The following is a 17096-nucleotide window of genomic DNA, read 5'->3' as shown; positions in this document are numbered from 1 at the left end:
GAAATGGTGATGCCGGGTGACAACGTCAAGATGGTCGTCACCCTGATCAACCCGGTGGCAATGGACGAAGGCCTGCGCTTCGCCATCCGCGAAGGCGGCCGTACCGTCGGCGCCGGCGTGGTCTCGAAGATCATCGAGTAAGCCTGCAGTACCGGTGGTTGCATAGCGCCGCCGGTTACGCGAATGGCGGGCCGGGAACCTCGGTCCGCCTTCGCCGTCTAAGGGAAGGCAAGTTTCAATACGTACGCCAGTAGCTCAATTGGCAGAGCAGCGGTCTCCAAAACCGCAGGTTGGGGGTTCGAGTCCCTCCTGGCGTGCCATCTGCCCACCTTATCCAGCGGCCTGGGCCGCTAAAGCAGACACAGCCGGATGAATAGCAAGATCGAACACTCCAAGGACAACTCCGCCAATGGCGGGGATATCGTCAAGTACGTCGCCGCATCGCTGCTGGTGCTGGCTGGTCTGTTCGTCTGGTTCTGGTTCTCCGCCGACTCCGGTCGCGCCACCCAGCTGGGTGCGTGGGCGGGTCAGCTGCGTGCGTTGGCGGTTGTAGTCGGTCTGGTTGGCGGTATCGGCGTGTTCATGCTGACCGGCAAGGGGCGCGACACCCGCGAATTCCTCTCCGAGTCGCGCTTCGAACTGCGCAAGGTGGTCTGGCCGACGCGCCAGGAAGCCATCCGCATGACCTGGGTCGTGATGGTGGTGGTAACCATTCTCAGCCTGCTGCTGGGTGGGTTCGATTACGTCATTCAGTGGCTGATTCAGCTGTTCCTGAGCCGCTAAGGAGAATTGCATGAAGCGTTGGTACGTCGTTCACGCCTATTCGGGCTTCGAGAAGTCGGTGGCGCAGGCTCTGCGCGATCGCATCGTCCGTGACGGCATGGAAGAGCGCTTCGGCGATGTCCTGGTCCCGACCGAAGAAGTGGTCGAGATGCGCGCTGGCCAGAAGCGCCGCTCCGAGCGCAAGTTCTTCCCGGGTTACGTGCTGGTCCAGATCGAGACCCACGAAGAAGCCGGTATTCCGCGCATCGACAACGAAAGCTGGCACCTGGTCAAGGAAACCCCGCGCGTCATGGGCTTCATCGGCGGCACGGCCGACCGTCCGCTGCCGATCGCCGATTCCGAGGCCGAAGCCATCCTGAACCGCGTTCAGGAAGGCGTCGAGAAGCCGCGTCCGAAGGTGCTGTTCGAGCCGGGCCAGATGGTCCGCGTCACCGACGGCCCGTTCAACGATTTCAATGGCGTCGTCGAAGAGGTCAACTACGAGAAGAGCCGTCTGCGCGTCTCGGTGCTGATCTTCGGCCGTGCCACTCCGGTCGAACTCGAGTTCGGCCAGGTCGAAAAGGCCGTCTGATCCCGTTGTAGAGTCTAGCCATGCTCGACTCCGGACAAGAAACCGGGCTTGGCCCGGTTTCTCTCGTTTACGTGCCGCTTCAGGCATGTGAAGAAAAAACCTGATATAGTGCGCGGCTCCCCGCTGGGAAGCCAGCAGGACGAGGCCGCCGCAAGGTGGCCTTCAGCATGATTTCAAAACGCGATGCCGGGACGCGTGATTCCCGGTCCGATGGGGAGCCTGTTGTCGAAAGGCGCTAGCACCCGGAGAGTACTCACATGGCAAAGAAAGTTGTCGGTTACATCAAGCTGCAGGTGAAGGCCGGTCAGGCCAACCCCTCGCCGCCGGTCGGTCCTGCGCTGGGTCAGCGCGGTCTGAACATCATGGAATTCTGCAAGGCGTTCAACGCTGCCACGCAGAAGCTCGAGCCGGGCCTGCCGGTTCCGGTGATCATCACGGCCTACTCGGACCGTACGTTCACCTTCATCACCAAGAGCACCCCGGCCACCACCCTGCTGAAGAAGGCCGCTGGCATCTCGTCGGGCTCCAAGCGCCCGAACACCGAGAAGGTCGGCAAGGTCACCCGTAAGCAGCTGGAAGAGATCGCCAAGGCGAAGGAACCGGATCTGACTGCCGCCGATCTGGACGCCGCCGTGCGTACCATCGCTGGCTCTGCCCGTTCCATGGGCCTCGTGGTGGAGGGTTAATAAGATGGCACAGACCAAGCGTGAGAAGGCCATCAAGGCCGCCGTCGTTCCGGGTAAGGCATACGCCTTCGAGGACGCGATCAACATCCTGAAGAGCGCCACCAAGGCCAAGTTCGTCGAGTCGATCGACGTCGCTGTGCGCCTGGGCGTCGATGCGAAGAAGTCCGACCAGCAGGTCCGTGGCTCCACCGTGCTGCCGGCCGGTACCGGCAAGTCGGTCCGCGTCGCCGTGTTCGCTCCGGCCGGTGCCAAGGCTGACGAAGCCCTGGCCGCTGGCGCCGAAGCCGTCGGTATGGATGACCTGGCCGAGAAGATGCAGGCCGGCGATCTGAACTACGACGTCGTCATCGCGACCCCGGACGCCATGCGCGTCGTCGGTAAGCTGGGCACCGTGCTGGGCCCGCGCGGCCTGATGCCGAACCCGAAGGTCGGCACCGTTTCCCCGAACCCGGGTGAAGCCGTGAAGAACGCCAAGTCGGGTCAGGTCCGTTACCGCACCGACAAGGCCGGCATCATCCACTGCACCATCGGCAAGGCCGACTTCGCCGAAGACGCGCTGAAGTCGAACCTGACCGCGCTGCTGCTGGACCTGATCAAGGCCAAGCCGGCCACCTCGAAGGGCACCTACCTGCAGAAGGTTTCGGTCAGCTCGACGATGGGCCCGGGCGTCACCGTCGACCAGTCGTCGCTGACCCTGAAGTAATTGTTTCAAGCGGTCACGGTACCTTCGGTGCCGTGACCGTGACATTTGAAGGCATCGCTGGCAGTGCATCGCCCGCGGTAGCCGTCAAAGACCGCAGGCGCGGTCGTGGCAATACCGGCGACGGGCACGGAAGCTCGATCTGGCAAGGAGTCGCCGCCGGAGCAGTCATGAGCGCTTAATCGATTCCCCGGAATCACCCTGCGTAGATGGTGCCCTTCTGGAGTTTTTCTGGTTCACGCACGTCTGGGTTTCCCAGGTTGGCCCACTCCAGGTCTAGAACGGCCCACCCCCGGAACATCATCCCGATGTTCCCGGCGTCCAGGACGGATGCCGCACAGGACCGCACACGGCAGGAGCCGTAAGCGGAGTTCAATAGGAGGAGTGCAATGGCTCTCAATCTGTCCCAGAAGCAAGAAGTAGTCGCCGAGCTGGCAGACGTCGCCGCCAAGGCCCACTCCTTGATCGCAGCCGAATACGCTGGCACCACGGTCGCCCAGATGACCGCGATGCGCAAGCAGGCTCGTGAAACCGGTGTTTTCTTGAAGGTTGTCAAGAACACCCTGGCTTCGCGCGCCGTTGAAGGCACCGAGTTCGCAGTCGCCCAGGACCAGATGGTTGGTCCGCTGCTGTACGCGTTCTCGCTCGAGGAGCCCGGCGCTGCCGGTCGCCTGATCAAGGAAGCCGCCAAGGGCAACGACAAGCTGAAGGCTAAGGTCGTCGCCATCGGTGGCGAAGTGTTCCCGGCAAGCCACGTCGAAGTGCTGGCCTCGCTGCCGACCCGCGACCAGGCCCTGGCCATGCTGGCCCGCGTCCTGACCGAGCCGGTCACGATGTTTGCCCGCGCCATCAAGGCCGTTGGCGAGAAGCAGGGTGGTGGCGACGTCGCCGCCGACGCTGCCGAGCCGGCCGCCGAGACCGCCTGAGTTTCGACTTACCGTGGTTCCTGACGGAACCTCAACCCAGAAAATCATCCAAAGGTATTAATCATGTCCCTTACCAACGAACAGATCGTCGACGCCATCGCCGAGAAGTCCCTGATGGAAGTGATGGAGCTGGTCAAGGCCATCGAAGAGAAGTTCGGCGTCTCCGCCGCTGCTCCGGTTGCCGTGGCTGCTGCCGCTGGCCCGGCTGCTGCTGTTGAAGAGCAGACCGAGTTCACCGTCACCCTGAAGTCGGCCGGCGACAAGAAGGTCGAAGTCATCAAGGCCGTCCGCGCCATCACCGGCCTGGGCCTGAAGGAAGCGAAGGACCTGGCCGAAGCCGGTGGCGTCCTGAAGGAAGGCGCTTCGAAGGACGACGCCGAGAAGATGAAGAAGGACCTGGAAGCTGCTGGCGCGACTGTCGAAGTCAAGTAAGCAGTTACCTTGCATCGTCACCGATTCACGGCGATGCAGCCAAGGCTGGGGGCGTAAGCCCCCGGCCTTTGGTCGTTGTTGCAGTGTTGTAGATCCACGCCGTGCGTGGATGTGAAAAACAGCAGGAAAAAGCCCAACACGGGCTGCGGTCAGACCCCGGCCGGCCAGCGCAGCGCGCGGCAGCGGGGGAGTGGATGCAGACGAGTTGGCAGTTGGAAGTAGCGGGAGAAGGCGTGCTGGTGCCGGCAATACCAGCGACTTCCAACTGACAATTTCAAGTTCCCTTCGGATCGTGGGCGCACGATCCGCACAACAAGGTGGAAGACCTCATGACGTCCTATTCGTTCACCGAAAAAAAGCGTATCCGCAAGGATTTCGGCAAGCAGCGCTCGATTCTCGAAGTGCCGTTCCTGCTCGCCATCCAGGTGGATTCCTATCGTGAATTCCTGCAGGAAAACGTCGATCCGGCCAAGCGCACGGACCACGGCCTGCACGCTGCGCTGAAGTCGGTCTTCCCGATCGCCAGCTACAGCGGCAATGCCGCCCTGGAATACGTCGGCTACAAGCTGGGCGAACCGGTCTTCGACGAGCGTGAGTGCCGCCAGCGTGGCATGAGCTACGGCGCCCCGCTGCGCGTGACCGTGCGCCTGGTGATCTACGACCGTGAGTCGTCGACCAAGGCCATCAAGTACGTGAAGGAGCAGGAGGTCTATCTGGGCGAAATCCCGCTGATGACCGAGAACGGCACCTTCATCGTCAACGGCACCGAGCGCGTCATCGTCTCGCAGCTGCACCGCTCGCCGGGTGTGTTCTTCGACCACGACCGTGGCAAGACCCACAGCTCGGGCAAGCTGCTGTACAGCGCCCGCATCATTCCTTACCGCGGTTCCTGGCTGGACTTCGAGTTCGACCCGAAGGACGCGCTGTTCACCCGTATCGACCGCCGCCGCAAGCTGCCGGTGTCGATCCTGCTGCGCGCGCTTGGCTACAGCAACGAAGAGATGCTGGCCGAGTTCTTCGAGATCAACACCTTCCACATCAACCCGGATGAAGGCGTCCAGCTGGAGCTGGTGCCGGAGCGCCTGCGTGGCGAAACCCTGGGCTTTGACCTCGCCGACGGCGACAAGGTCATCGTGGAAGCCGGCAAGCGCATCACCGCGCGCCACATCAAGCAGCTGGAAGCCTCGGGCATCGCCGCCCTGGCCGTGCCGGACGACTACATCGTCGGCCGCATCCTGTCGCACGACGTGGTCGACGCCTCGACCGGCGAACTGCTGGCCCAGGCCAATGACGAGATCACCGACGAGCAGCTGCAGGCCTTCCGCAAGGCCGGCGTGGATGCCGTGGGCACCCTGTGGGTGAACGATCTGGATCGTGGCCCGTACCTGTCCAACACCCTGCGCATCGACCCGACCAAGACCCAGCTGGAAGCCCTGGTCGAGATCTACCGCATGATGCGTCCGGGCGAGCCGCCGACCAAGGATGCCGCGCAGAACCTGTTCCACAACCTGTTCTTCACCTTCGAGCGCTACGACCTGTCCGCGGTCGGTCGCATGAAGTTCAACCGTCGCGTGGGCCGCAAGGAAACCACCGGCGAAGCCGTGCTGTACGACCGCAAGTACTACGGTGAGCGCAACGACGAAGAGTCCAAGCGCCTGGTCGCCGCCCATGGCGACAGCTCCGACATCCTGGACGTGATCAAGGTCCTGACCGAGATCCGCAATGGTCGCGGCGTGGTCGACGATATCGACCACCTGGGCAACCGTCGCGTGCGTTCGGTCGGTGAAATGGCCGAGAACGTGTTCCGCGTGGGCCTGGTCCGCGTCGAGCGCGCGGTCAAGGAGCGCCTGTCGATGGCCGAGTCGGAAGGCCTGACCCCGCAGGAGCTGATCAACGCCAAGCCGGTCGCCGCTGCCATCAAGGAGTTCTTCGGCTCCTCGCAGCTGTCGCAGTTCATGGACCAGAACAACCCGCTGTCGGAAGTGACCCACAAGCGTCGCGTCTCGGCCCTGGGTCCGGGCGGCCTGACCCGTGAGCGCGCCGGCTTCGAAGTGCGTGACGTGCACCCGACCCATTACGGCCGCGTCTGCACCATCGAAACCCCGGAAGGCCCGAACATCGGCCTGATCAACTCGCTGGCCGTGTACGCCCGCACCAACCAGTACGGTTTCCTTGAGACCCCGTACCGCAAGGTCGTGGACGGCAAGGTCTATGACGAAGTCGAGTTCCTGTCGGCGATCGAAGAAAACGAGTACGTCATTGCGCAGGCCAACGCCCTGACCAATGCCGACAGCATGCTGACCGAGCAGTTCGTTCCGTGCCGCTTCCAGGGCGAATCGCTGCTGAAGCCGCCGGCGGAAGTCCACTTCATGGACGTCTCGCCGATGCAGACCGTGTCGATCGCGGCCGCGCTGGTTCCGTTCCTGGAGCACGATGACGCCAACCGCGCACTGATGGGCGCCAACATGCAGCGTCAGGCCGTGCCGACCCTGCGTGCGCAGAAGCCGCTGGTCGGTACCGGTATCGAACGCGCCGTGGCGCGTGACTCCGGTGTGACCGTGAACGCCCGTCGTGGTGGCGAAATCGTGCAGATCGACGCCGCCCGCATCGTGGTCAAGGTCAACGAGGAAGAGATCGTTGGCGCCACCGACGCAGGCGTGGACATCTACAACCTGGTCAAGTACACCCGTTCGAACCAGAACACCTGCATCAACCAGCGTCCGCTGGTCCAGGTGGGTGACGTCATCGCCCGCGGCGACGTGCTGGCCGACGGTCCGTCCACCGACATCGGCGAACTGGCCCTGGGCCAGAACATGCTGATCGCGTTCATGCCGTGGAACGGCTACAACTTCGAAGACTCCATCCTGCTCTCCGAGCGCGTGGTGGAAGAGGATCGTTACACCACGATCCACATCGAAGAGCTGACCTGCGTTGCGCGTGACACCAAGCTGGGGCCGGAGGAAATCTCCGCCGACATCCCGAACGTCTCCGAGCAGGCGCTGAACCGCCTGGACGAGAGCGGCGTGGTGTACATCGGTGCCGAAGTCCGCGCCGGCGACATCATGGTCGGCAAGGTCACCCCGAAGGGCGAAAGCCAGCTGACCCCGGAAGAGAAGCTGCTGCGCGCGATCTTCGGCGAGAAGGCTTCGGACGTTAAGGACAGCTCGCTGCGCGTTCCGCCGGGCATGGACGGCACCGTCATCGACGTGCAGGTCTTCACCCGCGACGGCATCGAGAAGGACAAGCGCGCCCGCCAGATCGAAGAGTCTGAAATCAAGCGCGTCAAGAAGGACTTCGACGACCAGTTCCGCATCCTGGAAGCCGCCATCTACATGCGTCTGCGTTCGCAGATCGTGGGCAAGGTGGTCAACGGTGGCGCTGGCCTGAAGAAGGGTGACGTGATCAGCGACGCCTTCCTGGACGGCCTGAAGAAGGCTGACTGGTTCGCCCTGCGCATGAAGGACGAGGACGCTTCGGAAGCCATCGAGCGCGCGCAGAAGCAGATCCAGGCGCACGAGAAGGAATTCGAGCGTCGCTTCGCCGACAAGCGCGGCAAGATCACCGCCGGTGACGACCTCGCCCCGGGCGTGCTGAAGATGGTCAAGGTATTCCTGGCCGTGAAGCGCCGCATCCAGCCGGGCGACAAGATGGCAGGCCGCCACGGCAACAAGGGTGTGGTCTCCAACGTGGTGCCGGTCGAGGACATGCCGTACATGGCCTCGGGCGAAACCGTGGACATCGTGCTGAACCCGCTGGGCGTGCCGTCGCGTATGAACATCGGCCAGATCCTGGAAGTGCACCTGGGCTGGGCCGCCAAGGGCCTGGGCCGCAAGATCCAGGCGATGATGGAGGCCCAGGCCGCCGTTGCCGACCTGCGCAAGTTCCTGGACGACATCTACAACCACGACGACACCAACGTGGCCAACCGTGTCGACCTGTCGCAGTTCAGCGACGAGGAACTGCTGCGTCTGGCCCGCAACCTGACCGACGGCGTGCCGATGGCCACTCCGGTGTTCGACGGCGCCACCGAAGCGGAAATCAAGCGCATGCTGGAACTGGCCGACCTGCCGAGCAGTGGCCAGACCCAGCTGTACGACGGCCGCACCGGTGAAGCGTTCGATCGCCACACCACCGTGGGTTACATGCACTACCTGAAGCTGAACCACCTGGTCGACGACAAGATGCACGCCCGTTCGACCGGTCCGTACTCGCTCGTCACCCAGCAGCCGCTGGGCGGCAAGGCGCAGTTCGGCGGCCAGCGCTTCGGTGAAATGGAAGTCTGGGCGCTGGAAGCCTACGGCGCGGCCTACACCCTGCAGGAAATGCTGACGGTGAAGTCCGATGACGTGCAGGGCCGCAACCAGATGTACAAGAACATCGTCGACGGTGAGCACGAGATGGTCGCGGGCATGCCGGAATCCTTCAACGTGCTCGTGAAGGAAATCCGCTCGCTGGCCATCAACATGGAACTGGAAGACAACTGATCCATGCCGGCGCGGCGGTCCGCCGCCGCGCCGCTGGCAGTGAACTGAAAGCCCATCGACACAGCATTCCTCCTTCTGGAGAACACCATGAAAGACCTGCTCAACCTCTTCAACCAGCAGCGCCAGACGCTGGACTTCGACGCGATCAAGATCGCGCTGGCTTCGCCGGACCTGATCCGTTCGTGGTCCTTCGGCGAAGTGAAGAAGCCGGAAACCATCAACTACCGTACCTTCAAGCCGGAACGCGACGGCCTGTTCTGCGCCGCCATCTTCGGCCCGGTGAAGGACTACGAGTGCCTGTGCGGCAAGTACAAGCGCATGAAGCACCGCGGCGTGGTCTGCGAAAAGTGCGGCACCGAAGTGACCCTGGCCAAGGTGCGTCGCGAGCGCATGGGCCACATCGACCTGGCCTCGCCGGTCGCGCACATCTGGTTCCTGAAGTCGCTGCCGTCGCGCATCGGCCTGATGCTGGACATGACCCTGCGCGACATCGAGCGCGTGCTGTACTTCGAAGCCTACGTGGTGACCGAGCCGGGCCTGACCGCCCTGGAACGCCGCCAGCTGCTGACCGAAGAACAGTACCTGCAGGCCCGCCAGGAGCACGGTGACGACTTCGACGCCGCCATGGGCGCCGAGGCCGTGTACGAACTGCTGCGCACCATCGACCTGCAGTCGGAAATGACCCGCCTGCGCGAGGAAATCGCCGCTACCGGTTCGGAAACCAAGCTCAAGCGCCTCACCAAGCGCATCAAGCTGATCGAAGCCTTCCTGGAATCGGGCAACCGTCCGGAATGGATGGTCATGACCGTGCTGCCGGTGCTTCCGCCGGACCTGCGTCCGCTGGTTCCGCTGGATGGCGGCCGCTTCGCGACCTCCGACCTGAACGACCTGTACCGCCGCGTCATCAACCGCAACAACCGCCTGCGCCGCCTGCTCGAACTGAGCGCGCCGGACATCATCGTGCGCAATGAAAAGCGCATGCTGCAGGAATCGGTCGATGCGCTGCTGGACAACGGCCGTCGTGGCCGTGCCATCACCGGCACCAACAAGCGCCCGCTGAAGTCGCTGGCCGACATGATCAAGGGCAAGCAGGGTCGCTTCCGCCAGAACCTGCTCGGCAAGCGCGTCGACTACTCGGGCCGTTCGGTCATCGTGGTCGGTCCGTACCTGCGCCTGCACCAGTGCGGCCTGCCGAAGAAGATGGCGCTCGAGCTGTTCAAGCCGTTCGTCTTCGCCAAGCTGCAGCGTCGTGGCCTGGCCACCACCATCAAGGCTGCCAAGAAGCTGGTCGAGCGCGAAGAAGCCGAAGTCTGGGACATCCTGGAAGAGGTCATCCGCGAGCATCCGGTGATGCTGAACCGTGCGCCGACCCTGCACCGTCTGGGCATCCAGGCGTTCGAGCCGGTGCTGATCGAAGGCAAGGCCATCCAGCTGCACCCGCTGGTCTGCACCGCGTTCAACGCCGACTTCGACGGTGACCAGATGGCCGTCCACGTGCCGCTCTCGCTGGAAGCCCAGCTGGAAGCGCGTGCGCTGATGATGTCCACCAACAACATCCTGTCGCCGGCCAACGGCGAGCCGATCATCGTGCCGTCGCAGGACGTCGTGCTGGGTCTGTACTACATGACCCGCTCGCTGGAAAACAAGAAGGGCGAGGGCATGGCCTTCGCCAACATCGCCGAAGTCAAGCGTGCCTACGACAACCGCGTGGTGGAACTGCACGCCAAGGTCAAGGTCCGCATCACCGAGGTGGTGACCGACGAAGACGGCAACAAGCAGAACAAGACCTCGATCGTGGACACCACGATCGGTCGCGCCCTGCTGGCTGAAATCCTGCCGGAAGGCCTGCCGTTCGCGCTGGCCAATGTTGAGCTGACCAAGAAGAACATCAGCCGCCTGATCAACTCCAGCTACCGCCAGCTGGGCCTGAAGGACACGGTCGTGTTCGCCGACAAGCTGATGTACACCGGCTTCGCGTACGCGACCCGCGCCGGCGTCTCCATCGGCATCGACGACATGCTGATCCCGGACGAGAAGAAGGGCATCCTCACCGAGGCCGAAGCCGAAGTGCTGGAAATCCAGGAGCAGTACCAGTCGGGCCTGGTCACCGCCGGCGAGCGCTACAACAAGGTGGTCGACATCTGGTCGCGCACCAACGAGCGCATCGCCAAGGCGATGATGGACACCATCGGTACCGAGAAGGTGGTCAACGCCAAGGGTGAGACCATCGACCAGAAGTCGATGAACTCGCTGTACATCATGGCCGACTCCGGTGCGCGTGGTTCGCAGGCGCAGATCCGTCAGCTGGCCGGCATGCGCGGCCTGATGGCCCGTCCGGATGGCTCGATCATCGAGACGCCCATCAAGGCGAACTTCCGCGAAGGCCTGAACGTGCAGGAGTACTTCAACTCCACCCACGGTGCCCGTAAGGGTCTGGCCGATACCGCGCTGAAGACCGCGAACTCGGGTTACCTGACCCGTCGTCTGGTCGACGTCGCGCAGGACGTGGTGATCACCGAGGTGGATTGCGGTACCACCGAAGGCCTGATCATGACCCCGATCGTGGAAGGCGGCGACGTGGTCGAGCCGCTGAAGGACCGCGTGCTGGGTCGCGTGGTTGCCGAGGACGTGTTCCTGCCGGGCAACGACGAAGATCCGATCGTCACCCGCAACACCCTGCTGGACGAAGCCTGGGTTGCCAAGCTGGAAGATGCCGGCGTGCAGACCATCAAGGTCCGCTCGACCATCTCCTGCGAATCGGCCTTCGGTGTCTGCTCGCGCTGCTACGGCCGCGATCTGGCCCGTGGTCACCTGGTCAACATCGGTGAAGCGGTCGGCGTCATCGCCGCCCAGTCCATCGGTGAGCCGGGTACCCAGCTGACCATGCGTACGTTCCACATCGGTGGTGCGGCGTCGCGAGCTGCTGCGGTCGACAACATCACCGTCAAGACCACCGGCTCGGTCAAGTTCAGCAACCTCAAGTCCGTCGAGCATGCCAACGGCTCGCTGGTGGCAGTGTCGCGCTCGGGCGAAATCTCGGTGCTCGATGCCCACGGCCGTGAGCGTGAGCGTTACAAGCTGCCGTACGGTGCGACCATCACGTCCAAGGACGGTGATGCGATCAAGGCGGGCCAGACCGTGGCCAACTGGGATCCGCATAACCACCCGATCGTGTCGGAAGTGGCCGGCTTCATCCGCTTCATCGACTTCGTCGACGGCATCACCGTCATCGAGAAGACCGACGAGCTGACCGGCCTTGCTTCGCGCGAAATCACCGATCCGAAGCGTCGTGGTACCCAGGCCAAGGATCTGCGCCCGATCGTGCGCATCGTCGACGCCAAGGGCAACGACCTGTCGATTCCGGGCACCGACCTGCCGGCGCAGTACCTGCTGCCGCCGCGCTCGATCGTTAACCTGCAGGACGGCGCTGCCGTCGGCGTGGGTGACGTGGTCGCCAAGATTCCGCAGGAAGCGTCGAAGACCCGCGACATCACCGGTGGTCTGCCGCGCGTGGCCGATCTGTTCGAAGCGCGCAAGCCGAAGGATCCGGCGGTGCTGGCCGAGCGTTCGGGCATCATCAGCTTCGGCAAGGACACCAAGGGCAAGCAGCGCCTGATCATCAAGGACACCGATGGTTCGGAGCACGAAGAGCTGATTCCGAAGTACCGCCAGGTCATCGTCTTCGAAGGCGAGCATGTCACCAAGGGTGAAACCATCGTGGACGGCGAGCCGAGCCCGCAGGACATCCTGCGCCTGCTGGGTGTCGAACCGCTGGCCGCCTATCTGGTGAAGGAAATCCAGGACGTGTACCGCCTGCAGGGCGTGAAGATCAACGACAAGCACATCGAGGTGATCACCCGCCAGATGCTGCGCAAGGTCGAGATCACCGACCAGGGCAGCAGCAAGTTCCTGAACGGCGAACAGGTGGAGCGCCAGCGCGTTATCGAGGAGAATGCCCGCCTTGCAGCCCGCAACGAGCTGCCGGCGCACTTCGATCCGGTCCTGCTGGGTATCACCAAGGCCTCGCTGGCGACCGAATCGTTCATCTCGGCCGCGTCGTTCCAGGAAACCACCCGCGTGCTGACCGAAGCGGCCGTCCGCGGTACCAAGGACAACCTGCGCGGTCTGAAGGAAAACGTGATCGTGGGCCGCCTGATCCCGGCCGGTACCGGTCTGTCGTACCACAGCAGCCGCCGCCGCGGCGCTTCGGGTCTGACCGACTCGGAGATGCAGGCCCTGACCGGCACCCCGGCTGCAGTCGAGGCTCCGGCCGTTGAAGCTGAAGCTGAACAGGCGTCCGGCGAAGAATGAGGTATCCGGTCCGGCCGCAAGGCCGGACCACCCCGTCGGTTCATCGACGGGTAGGGAAAGGGCAGGGGAGGTCGTCCGCGATCGCCCCGGCCAACCTGAACGGGGTACATGGAGGCCCCCCAGTAACGTTCCAGGATCAGGAACGGGCTTGACAGGAGGCGTTTGACTGCTTTCCTGACGGGTTGCTACAATCGTCTGTCTCAGCAGGCCAGAATTTTGGCCTGCTTTAACATTTCCGCATCTCTGGTCGGATTTTCCGGCCACCAATCAGAAGAACCTACTGATGGCGACGATCAACCAGCTGGTCCGCAAGCCGCGGCAAGCGACCACCTACAAGAGTGCCTCGCCGGCGCTCGACAAGTGCCCGCAGCGCCGTGGCGTCTGCACCCGTGTCTACACCACCACTCCGAAGAAGCCGAACTCGGCTCTGCGCAAGGTTGCCAAGGTCCGCCTGACCAACCAGGAAGAAGTGATTTCCTACATCGGTGGTGAAGGCCACAACCTGCAGGAGCACTCCGTGGTCCTGATCCGCGGCGGTCGCGTCAAGGACCTGCCGGGTGTGCGTTACCACACCGTTCGTGGCTCGCTCGACGCCGCCGGCGTTGCCAAGCGTCGCCAGGCCCGTTCCAAGTACGGCGCCAAGCGTCCGAAGGCATAAGGAGAGAGCACTATGTCGCGTAAGGGTAATACTCCGCAGCGTTCCGTCCTGCCCGATCCGAAGCACGGAAGCGAAACCATCGCCCGCTTCATCAACATGGTCATGCAGAGCGGCAAGAAGTCCGTCGCCGAAAAGATCGTGTACGGCGCCATGGACGTGATCACCGAGAAGAACAGCAGCGCCAACGCCATTGAGCTGGTGCAGAAGGCTCTGGACAACGTCGCTCCGGCGGTCGAAGTCAAGTCGCGCCGCGTCGGTGGTGCCACCTACCAGGTGCCGGTCGAAGTGCGTTCGTCGCGCAAGATGGCTCTGGCCATGCGCTGGCTGATCGACTCCGCGCGCAAGCGTGGTGAGAACACCATGCCGAAGAAGCTGGCTGCTGAACTGATCGACGCCTCGGAAAACCGTGGCGGCGCCATCAAGAAGCGCGAAGAAACCCACCGCATGGCCGAAGCCAACAAGGCATTCGCCCACTACCGCTGGTGAGTTTGACGGCCTTGTAAAACAGGCAGGGCAGCACCACTTCGGTGCGTGCTGCCTCGCGGTCCCAGAAGGGCTGCGCCAATCCGAAGGCCGCCGAAAGGCGGCGTTCGGCCATCCGAAATCCAAGAAATCTGAGAGGCTCCCGTGGCCCGTTCCACTCCCATCGAGCGTTACCGTAACTTCGGCATCATGGCTCACATCGATGCCGGCAAGACCACCACGTCCGAGCGCATCCTGTTCTACACCGGCAAGAGCCACAAGATCGGTGAAGTGCACGACGGCGCCGCCACCATGGACTGGATGGAGCAGGAGCAGGAGCGTGGCATCACGATCCAGTCCGCTGCCACCACCGCGTTCTGGAAGGGCATGGACAAGTCCCTGCCGGAGCACCGCTTCAACATCATCGACACCCCCGGGCACGTCGACTTCACCATCGAAGTGGAGCGCTCGCTGCGCGTGCTCGACGGTGCCGTCTTCGTCCTGTGCGCCGTCGGTGGCGTGCAGCCGCAGTCGGAAACCGTGTGGCGCCAGGCCAACAAGTACCACGTGCCGCGCATCGCGTTCGTCAACAAGATGGACCGCACCGGTGCCAACTTCCAGAAGGTCGTCGGCCAGCTGAAGGCCAAGCTGGGCGCGGTTGCCGTGCCGATGCAGCTGCCGATCGGCGCTGAAGACAACTTCAAGGGCGTTGTCGACCTGCTGAAGATGAAGGCCATCCATTGGGATGAGGCTTCGCAGGGCATGAAGTTCGAGTACGGTGAAATCCCGGCCGAACTGCAGGGCCCGGCTGAAGAGGCTCGCCAGTTCATGGTCGAGACCGCTGCCGAAGCCAGCGAAGAGCTGATGGAAAAGTACCTGGGCGGCGAAGAGCTGGCCGAGGCTGAAATCATCAATGCGCTGCGTACCCGCACCCTGGCCACTGAAATCGTGCCGATGTACTGCGGCTCGGCCTTCAAGAACAAGGGCGTGCAGGCCATGCTGGACGGCGTGATCCAGCTGCTGCCGTCGCCGGTCGACGTGCCGGACGTGAAGGGCGTGGACGTTGACGACGACACCGTCGAAATGACCCGCAAGTCGGACGACAAGGCTCCGTTCTCGTCGCTGGCCTTCAAGATCATCACCGACCCGTTCGTCGGCGCGCTGACCTTCTTCCGTGTCTACTCGGGCACCCTGAACGGTGGCGACACCGTGCTGAACTCGGTGAAGGGCAAGAAGGAGCGCATCGGCCGCATCCTGCAGATGCACTCGAACAACCGCGAGGAAATCAAGGAAGTTCTGGCCGGTGACATCGCCGCTGCCGTGGGCCTGAAGGACACCACCACCGGTGACACCCTGTGCGCCGTGGACGCCCCGATCATCCTGGAGCGCATGACGTTCCCGGAGCCGGTGATCTCGATGGCCGTCGAGCCGAAGACCAAGTCGGACCAGGAAAAGATGGGTCTGGCCCTGGGCCGTCTGGCGCAGGAAGATCCGTCGTTCCGCGTCAAGACCGACGAAGAATCCGGCCAGACCATCATCTCGGGCATGGGCGAGCTGCACCTGGACATCATCGTCGACCGCCTGAAGCGCGAGTTCAACGTTGAAGCCAACGTCGGCGCGCCGCAGGTGGCCTACCGCGAAACCATCACCCTGGCCGACGTCAAGTCGGACTACAAGCACGCCAAGCAGTCCGGTGGTAAGGGTCAGTACGGTCACGTCGTGATCGAGCTGTCGCCGATCACCGCTGAAGATCGTGCCGATCCGAAGATCGCTCCGATGATCAAGGACGACTTCCTGTTCATCAACGACATCACCGGCGGCGTGATCCCGAAGGAATTCATTCCGTCGGTTGAAAAGGGCCTGCGCGAAACCATCACCAGCGGCCCGCTGGCTGGCTTCCCGGTCGTGGACGTCAAGGTGAAGCTGGTGTTCGGTTCGTACCACGACGTCGACTCCTCGGAAATGGCGTTCAAGCTGGCTTCGTCGATGGCCTTCAAGCAGGGCTTCGCCAAGGCCAAGCCGGTGCTGCTGGAGCCGATCATGAAGGTCGAGATCGTGACCCCGGAGGATTACCAGGGTGACGTGATGGGCGACGTCAGCCGTCGTCGCGGCGTGCTGCAGGGTTCCGACACCACCGGTGACGGTTCGGCCAGCATCATCAACGCGATGATCCCGCTGGGTGAAATGTTCGGCTACGCCACTGCGCTGCGTTCGCAGACCCAGGGCCGCGCCACCTTCACCATGGAATTCGATCACTACGAGCCGGCGCCGACCAACATCGCCGAAGCCGTCATGAAGAAGGGCTGAGCCTCGCTCAGCCTCTCTTGAAACCACTTACGAACAATCAAGGTATAGAACAATGGCAAAGGGTAAGTTCGAGCGCACCAAGCCGCACGTCAACGTCGGCACCATCGGTCACGTCGATCACGGCAAGACCACGCTGACCGCTGCACTGACCAAGATCGGTGCCGAGCGCTTCGGTGGCGAGTTCAAGGATTACTCCTCGATCGACGCCGCTCCGGAAGAAAAGGCTCGTGGTATCACGATCTCGACCGCGCACGTCGAATACGAATCCCCGGTCCGTCACTACGCCCACGTCGATTGCCCGGGCCACGCTGACTACGTCAAGAACATGATCACCGGTGCCGCCCAGATGGACGGCGCGATCCTGGTGTGCTCGGCCGCTGACGGCCCGATGCCGCAGACCCGCGAGCACATCCTGCTGTCGCGTCAGGTCGGCGTGCCGTACATCGTCGTGTTCCTGAACAAGGCCGACATGGTTGACGACGCCGAGCTGCTCGAGCTGGTCGAGATGGAAGTGCGCGAGCTGCTGAGCAAGTACGACTTCCCGGGCGACGACACCCCGATCATCGCCGGTTCGGCCCGTCTGGCGCTGGAAGGCGACCAGAGCGACATCGGCGTGCCGGCCATCCTGAAGCTGGTCGACGCGCTGGACAGCTGGATCCCGGAGCCGGAGCGCGCGATCGACAAGCCGTTCCTGATGCCGGTGGAAGACGTGTTCTCGATCTCGGGCCGCGGCACCGTGGTGACCGGTCGTATCGAGCGCGGCGTGATCAAGGTTG

13 protein-coding genes and 1 tRNA gene are annotated in these 17096 nt (G+C 63.3%); all 14 read left to right on the top strand.

The window, feature by feature from the left end:
* A partial coding sequence (locus AC5P8D_RS20585) for an EF-Tu C-terminal domain-related protein (RefSeq protein WP_487247787.1) occupies nt 1-141 on the top strand: 141 nt, incomplete at its 5' end.
* A gap of 103 nt (nt 142-244) precedes the next feature.
* Nucleotides 245-320, top strand: a tRNA-Trp gene (locus AC5P8D_RS20580).
* 49 nt (nt 321-369) lie between these two features.
* A complete protein-coding gene (gene secE / locus AC5P8D_RS20575; protein ID WP_010480389.1) occupies nt 370-783 on the top strand; it encodes a preprotein translocase subunit SecE in 414 nt (137 codons plus the stop codon).
* 10 nt (nt 784-793) lie between these two features.
* Nucleotides 794-1354, top strand: a complete 561-nt coding sequence (gene nusG, locus AC5P8D_RS20570; RefSeq protein ID WP_004154362.1) for a transcription termination/antitermination protein NusG — start codon at nt 794-796, stop codon at nt 1352-1354.
* Nucleotides 1355-1611: 257 nt separating this feature from the next.
* Nucleotides 1612-2040: a 50S ribosomal protein L11 gene (gene rplK, locus AC5P8D_RS20565; protein ID WP_004145248.1), complete on the top strand. Its 429-nt coding sequence runs from the start codon at nt 1612-1614 to the stop codon at nt 2038-2040.
* A 4-nt stretch (nt 2041-2044) separates the two neighbouring features.
* Nucleotides 2045-2743, top strand: coding sequence for a 50S ribosomal protein L1 (gene rplA, locus AC5P8D_RS20560; RefSeq protein ID WP_004154350.1), 699 nt, complete (start codon nt 2045-2047; stop codon nt 2741-2743).
* 386 nt (nt 2744-3129) lie between these two features.
* Complete coding sequence (gene rplJ / locus AC5P8D_RS20555) at nt 3130-3666, top strand: 50S ribosomal protein L10 (protein ID WP_010480377.1); 537 nt, start codon at nt 3130-3132, stop codon at nt 3664-3666.
* Between the two features lie 63 nt (nt 3667-3729).
* Nucleotides 3730-4098 carry a 50S ribosomal protein L7/L12 gene (gene rplL / locus AC5P8D_RS20550; protein ID WP_010480374.1) on the top strand — a complete coding sequence of 123 codons (369 nt, stop codon included), beginning with the start codon at nt 3730-3732 and terminating at the stop codon, nt 4096-4098.
* 329 nt (nt 4099-4427) lie between these two features.
* The gene (gene rpoB, locus AC5P8D_RS20545; protein ID WP_010480373.1) at nt 4428-8582 is read left to right on the top strand and encodes a DNA-directed RNA polymerase subunit beta; all 4155 of its coding nucleotides are present in this window, start codon (nt 4428-4430) and stop codon (nt 8580-8582) included.
* Nucleotides 8583-8669: 87 nt separating this feature from the next.
* A complete protein-coding gene (gene rpoC, locus AC5P8D_RS20540) occupies nt 8670-12893 on the top strand; it encodes a DNA-directed RNA polymerase subunit beta' (protein WP_019338152.1) in 4224 nt (1407 codons plus the stop codon).
* Between the two features lie 283 nt (nt 12894-13176).
* Nucleotides 13177-13551 carry a 30S ribosomal protein S12 gene (rpsL, locus tag AC5P8D_RS20535; protein ID WP_004145320.1) on the top strand — a complete coding sequence of 125 codons (375 nt, stop codon included), beginning with the start codon at nt 13177-13179 and terminating at the stop codon, nt 13549-13551.
* Between the two features lie 12 nt (nt 13552-13563).
* Complete coding sequence (rpsG, locus tag AC5P8D_RS20530; protein WP_004145321.1) at nt 13564-14037, top strand: 30S ribosomal protein S7; 474 nt, start codon at nt 13564-13566, stop codon at nt 14035-14037.
* Nucleotides 14038-14178: 141 nt separating this feature from the next.
* Complete coding sequence (gene fusA / locus AC5P8D_RS20525) at nt 14179-16320, top strand: elongation factor G (protein WP_010480354.1); 2142 nt, start codon at nt 14179-14181, stop codon at nt 16318-16320.
* A gap of 52 nt (nt 16321-16372) precedes the next feature.
* Nucleotides 16373-17096: elongation factor Tu (locus AC5P8D_RS20520; protein WP_495203623.1), on the top strand; the 724-nt coding region annotated here is incomplete at its 3' end.

The sequence above is a fragment of the Stenotrophomonas sp. YJH_SMC_101-4 genome (assembly GCF_059370395.1).
The sequence above is the reverse complement of the archived record's forward strand: the minus strand, read 5'-3'. Positions and strand labels throughout refer to the sequence as shown.

Excerpts from the sequence above, each read along its gene's own strand:
- secE (WP_010480389.1), top strand. The coding sequence starts at position 370 with ATGAATAGCAAGATCGAACACTCCAAGGACAACTCCGCCAATGGCGGG.
- rpsG (WP_004145321.1), top strand. The coding sequence starts at position 13,564 with ATGTCGCGTAAGGGTAATACTCCGCAGCGTTCCGTCCTGCCCGATCCG.
- rplL (WP_010480374.1), top strand. The coding sequence starts at position 3,730 with ATGTCCCTTACCAACGAACAGATCGTCGACGCCATCGCCGAGAAGTCC.
- rplA (WP_004154350.1), top strand. The coding sequence starts at position 2,045 with ATGGCACAGACCAAGCGTGAGAAGGCCATCAAGGCCGCCGTCGTTCCG.
- rpoC (WP_019338152.1), top strand. The coding sequence starts at position 8,670 with ATGAAAGACCTGCTCAACCTCTTCAACCAGCAGCGCCAGACGCTGGAC.
- rplJ (WP_010480377.1), top strand. The coding sequence starts at position 3,130 with ATGGCTCTCAATCTGTCCCAGAAGCAAGAAGTAGTCGCCGAGCTGGCA.
- rpoB (WP_010480373.1), top strand. The coding sequence starts at position 4,428 with ATGACGTCCTATTCGTTCACCGAAAAAAAGCGTATCCGCAAGGATTTC.
- rplK (WP_004145248.1), top strand. The coding sequence starts at position 1,612 with ATGGCAAAGAAAGTTGTCGGTTACATCAAGCTGCAGGTGAAGGCCGGT.
- rpsL (WP_004145320.1), top strand. The coding sequence starts at position 13,177 with ATGGCGACGATCAACCAGCTGGTCCGCAAGCCGCGGCAAGCGACCACC.
- nusG (WP_004154362.1), top strand. The coding sequence starts at position 794 with ATGAAGCGTTGGTACGTCGTTCACGCCTATTCGGGCTTCGAGAAGTCG.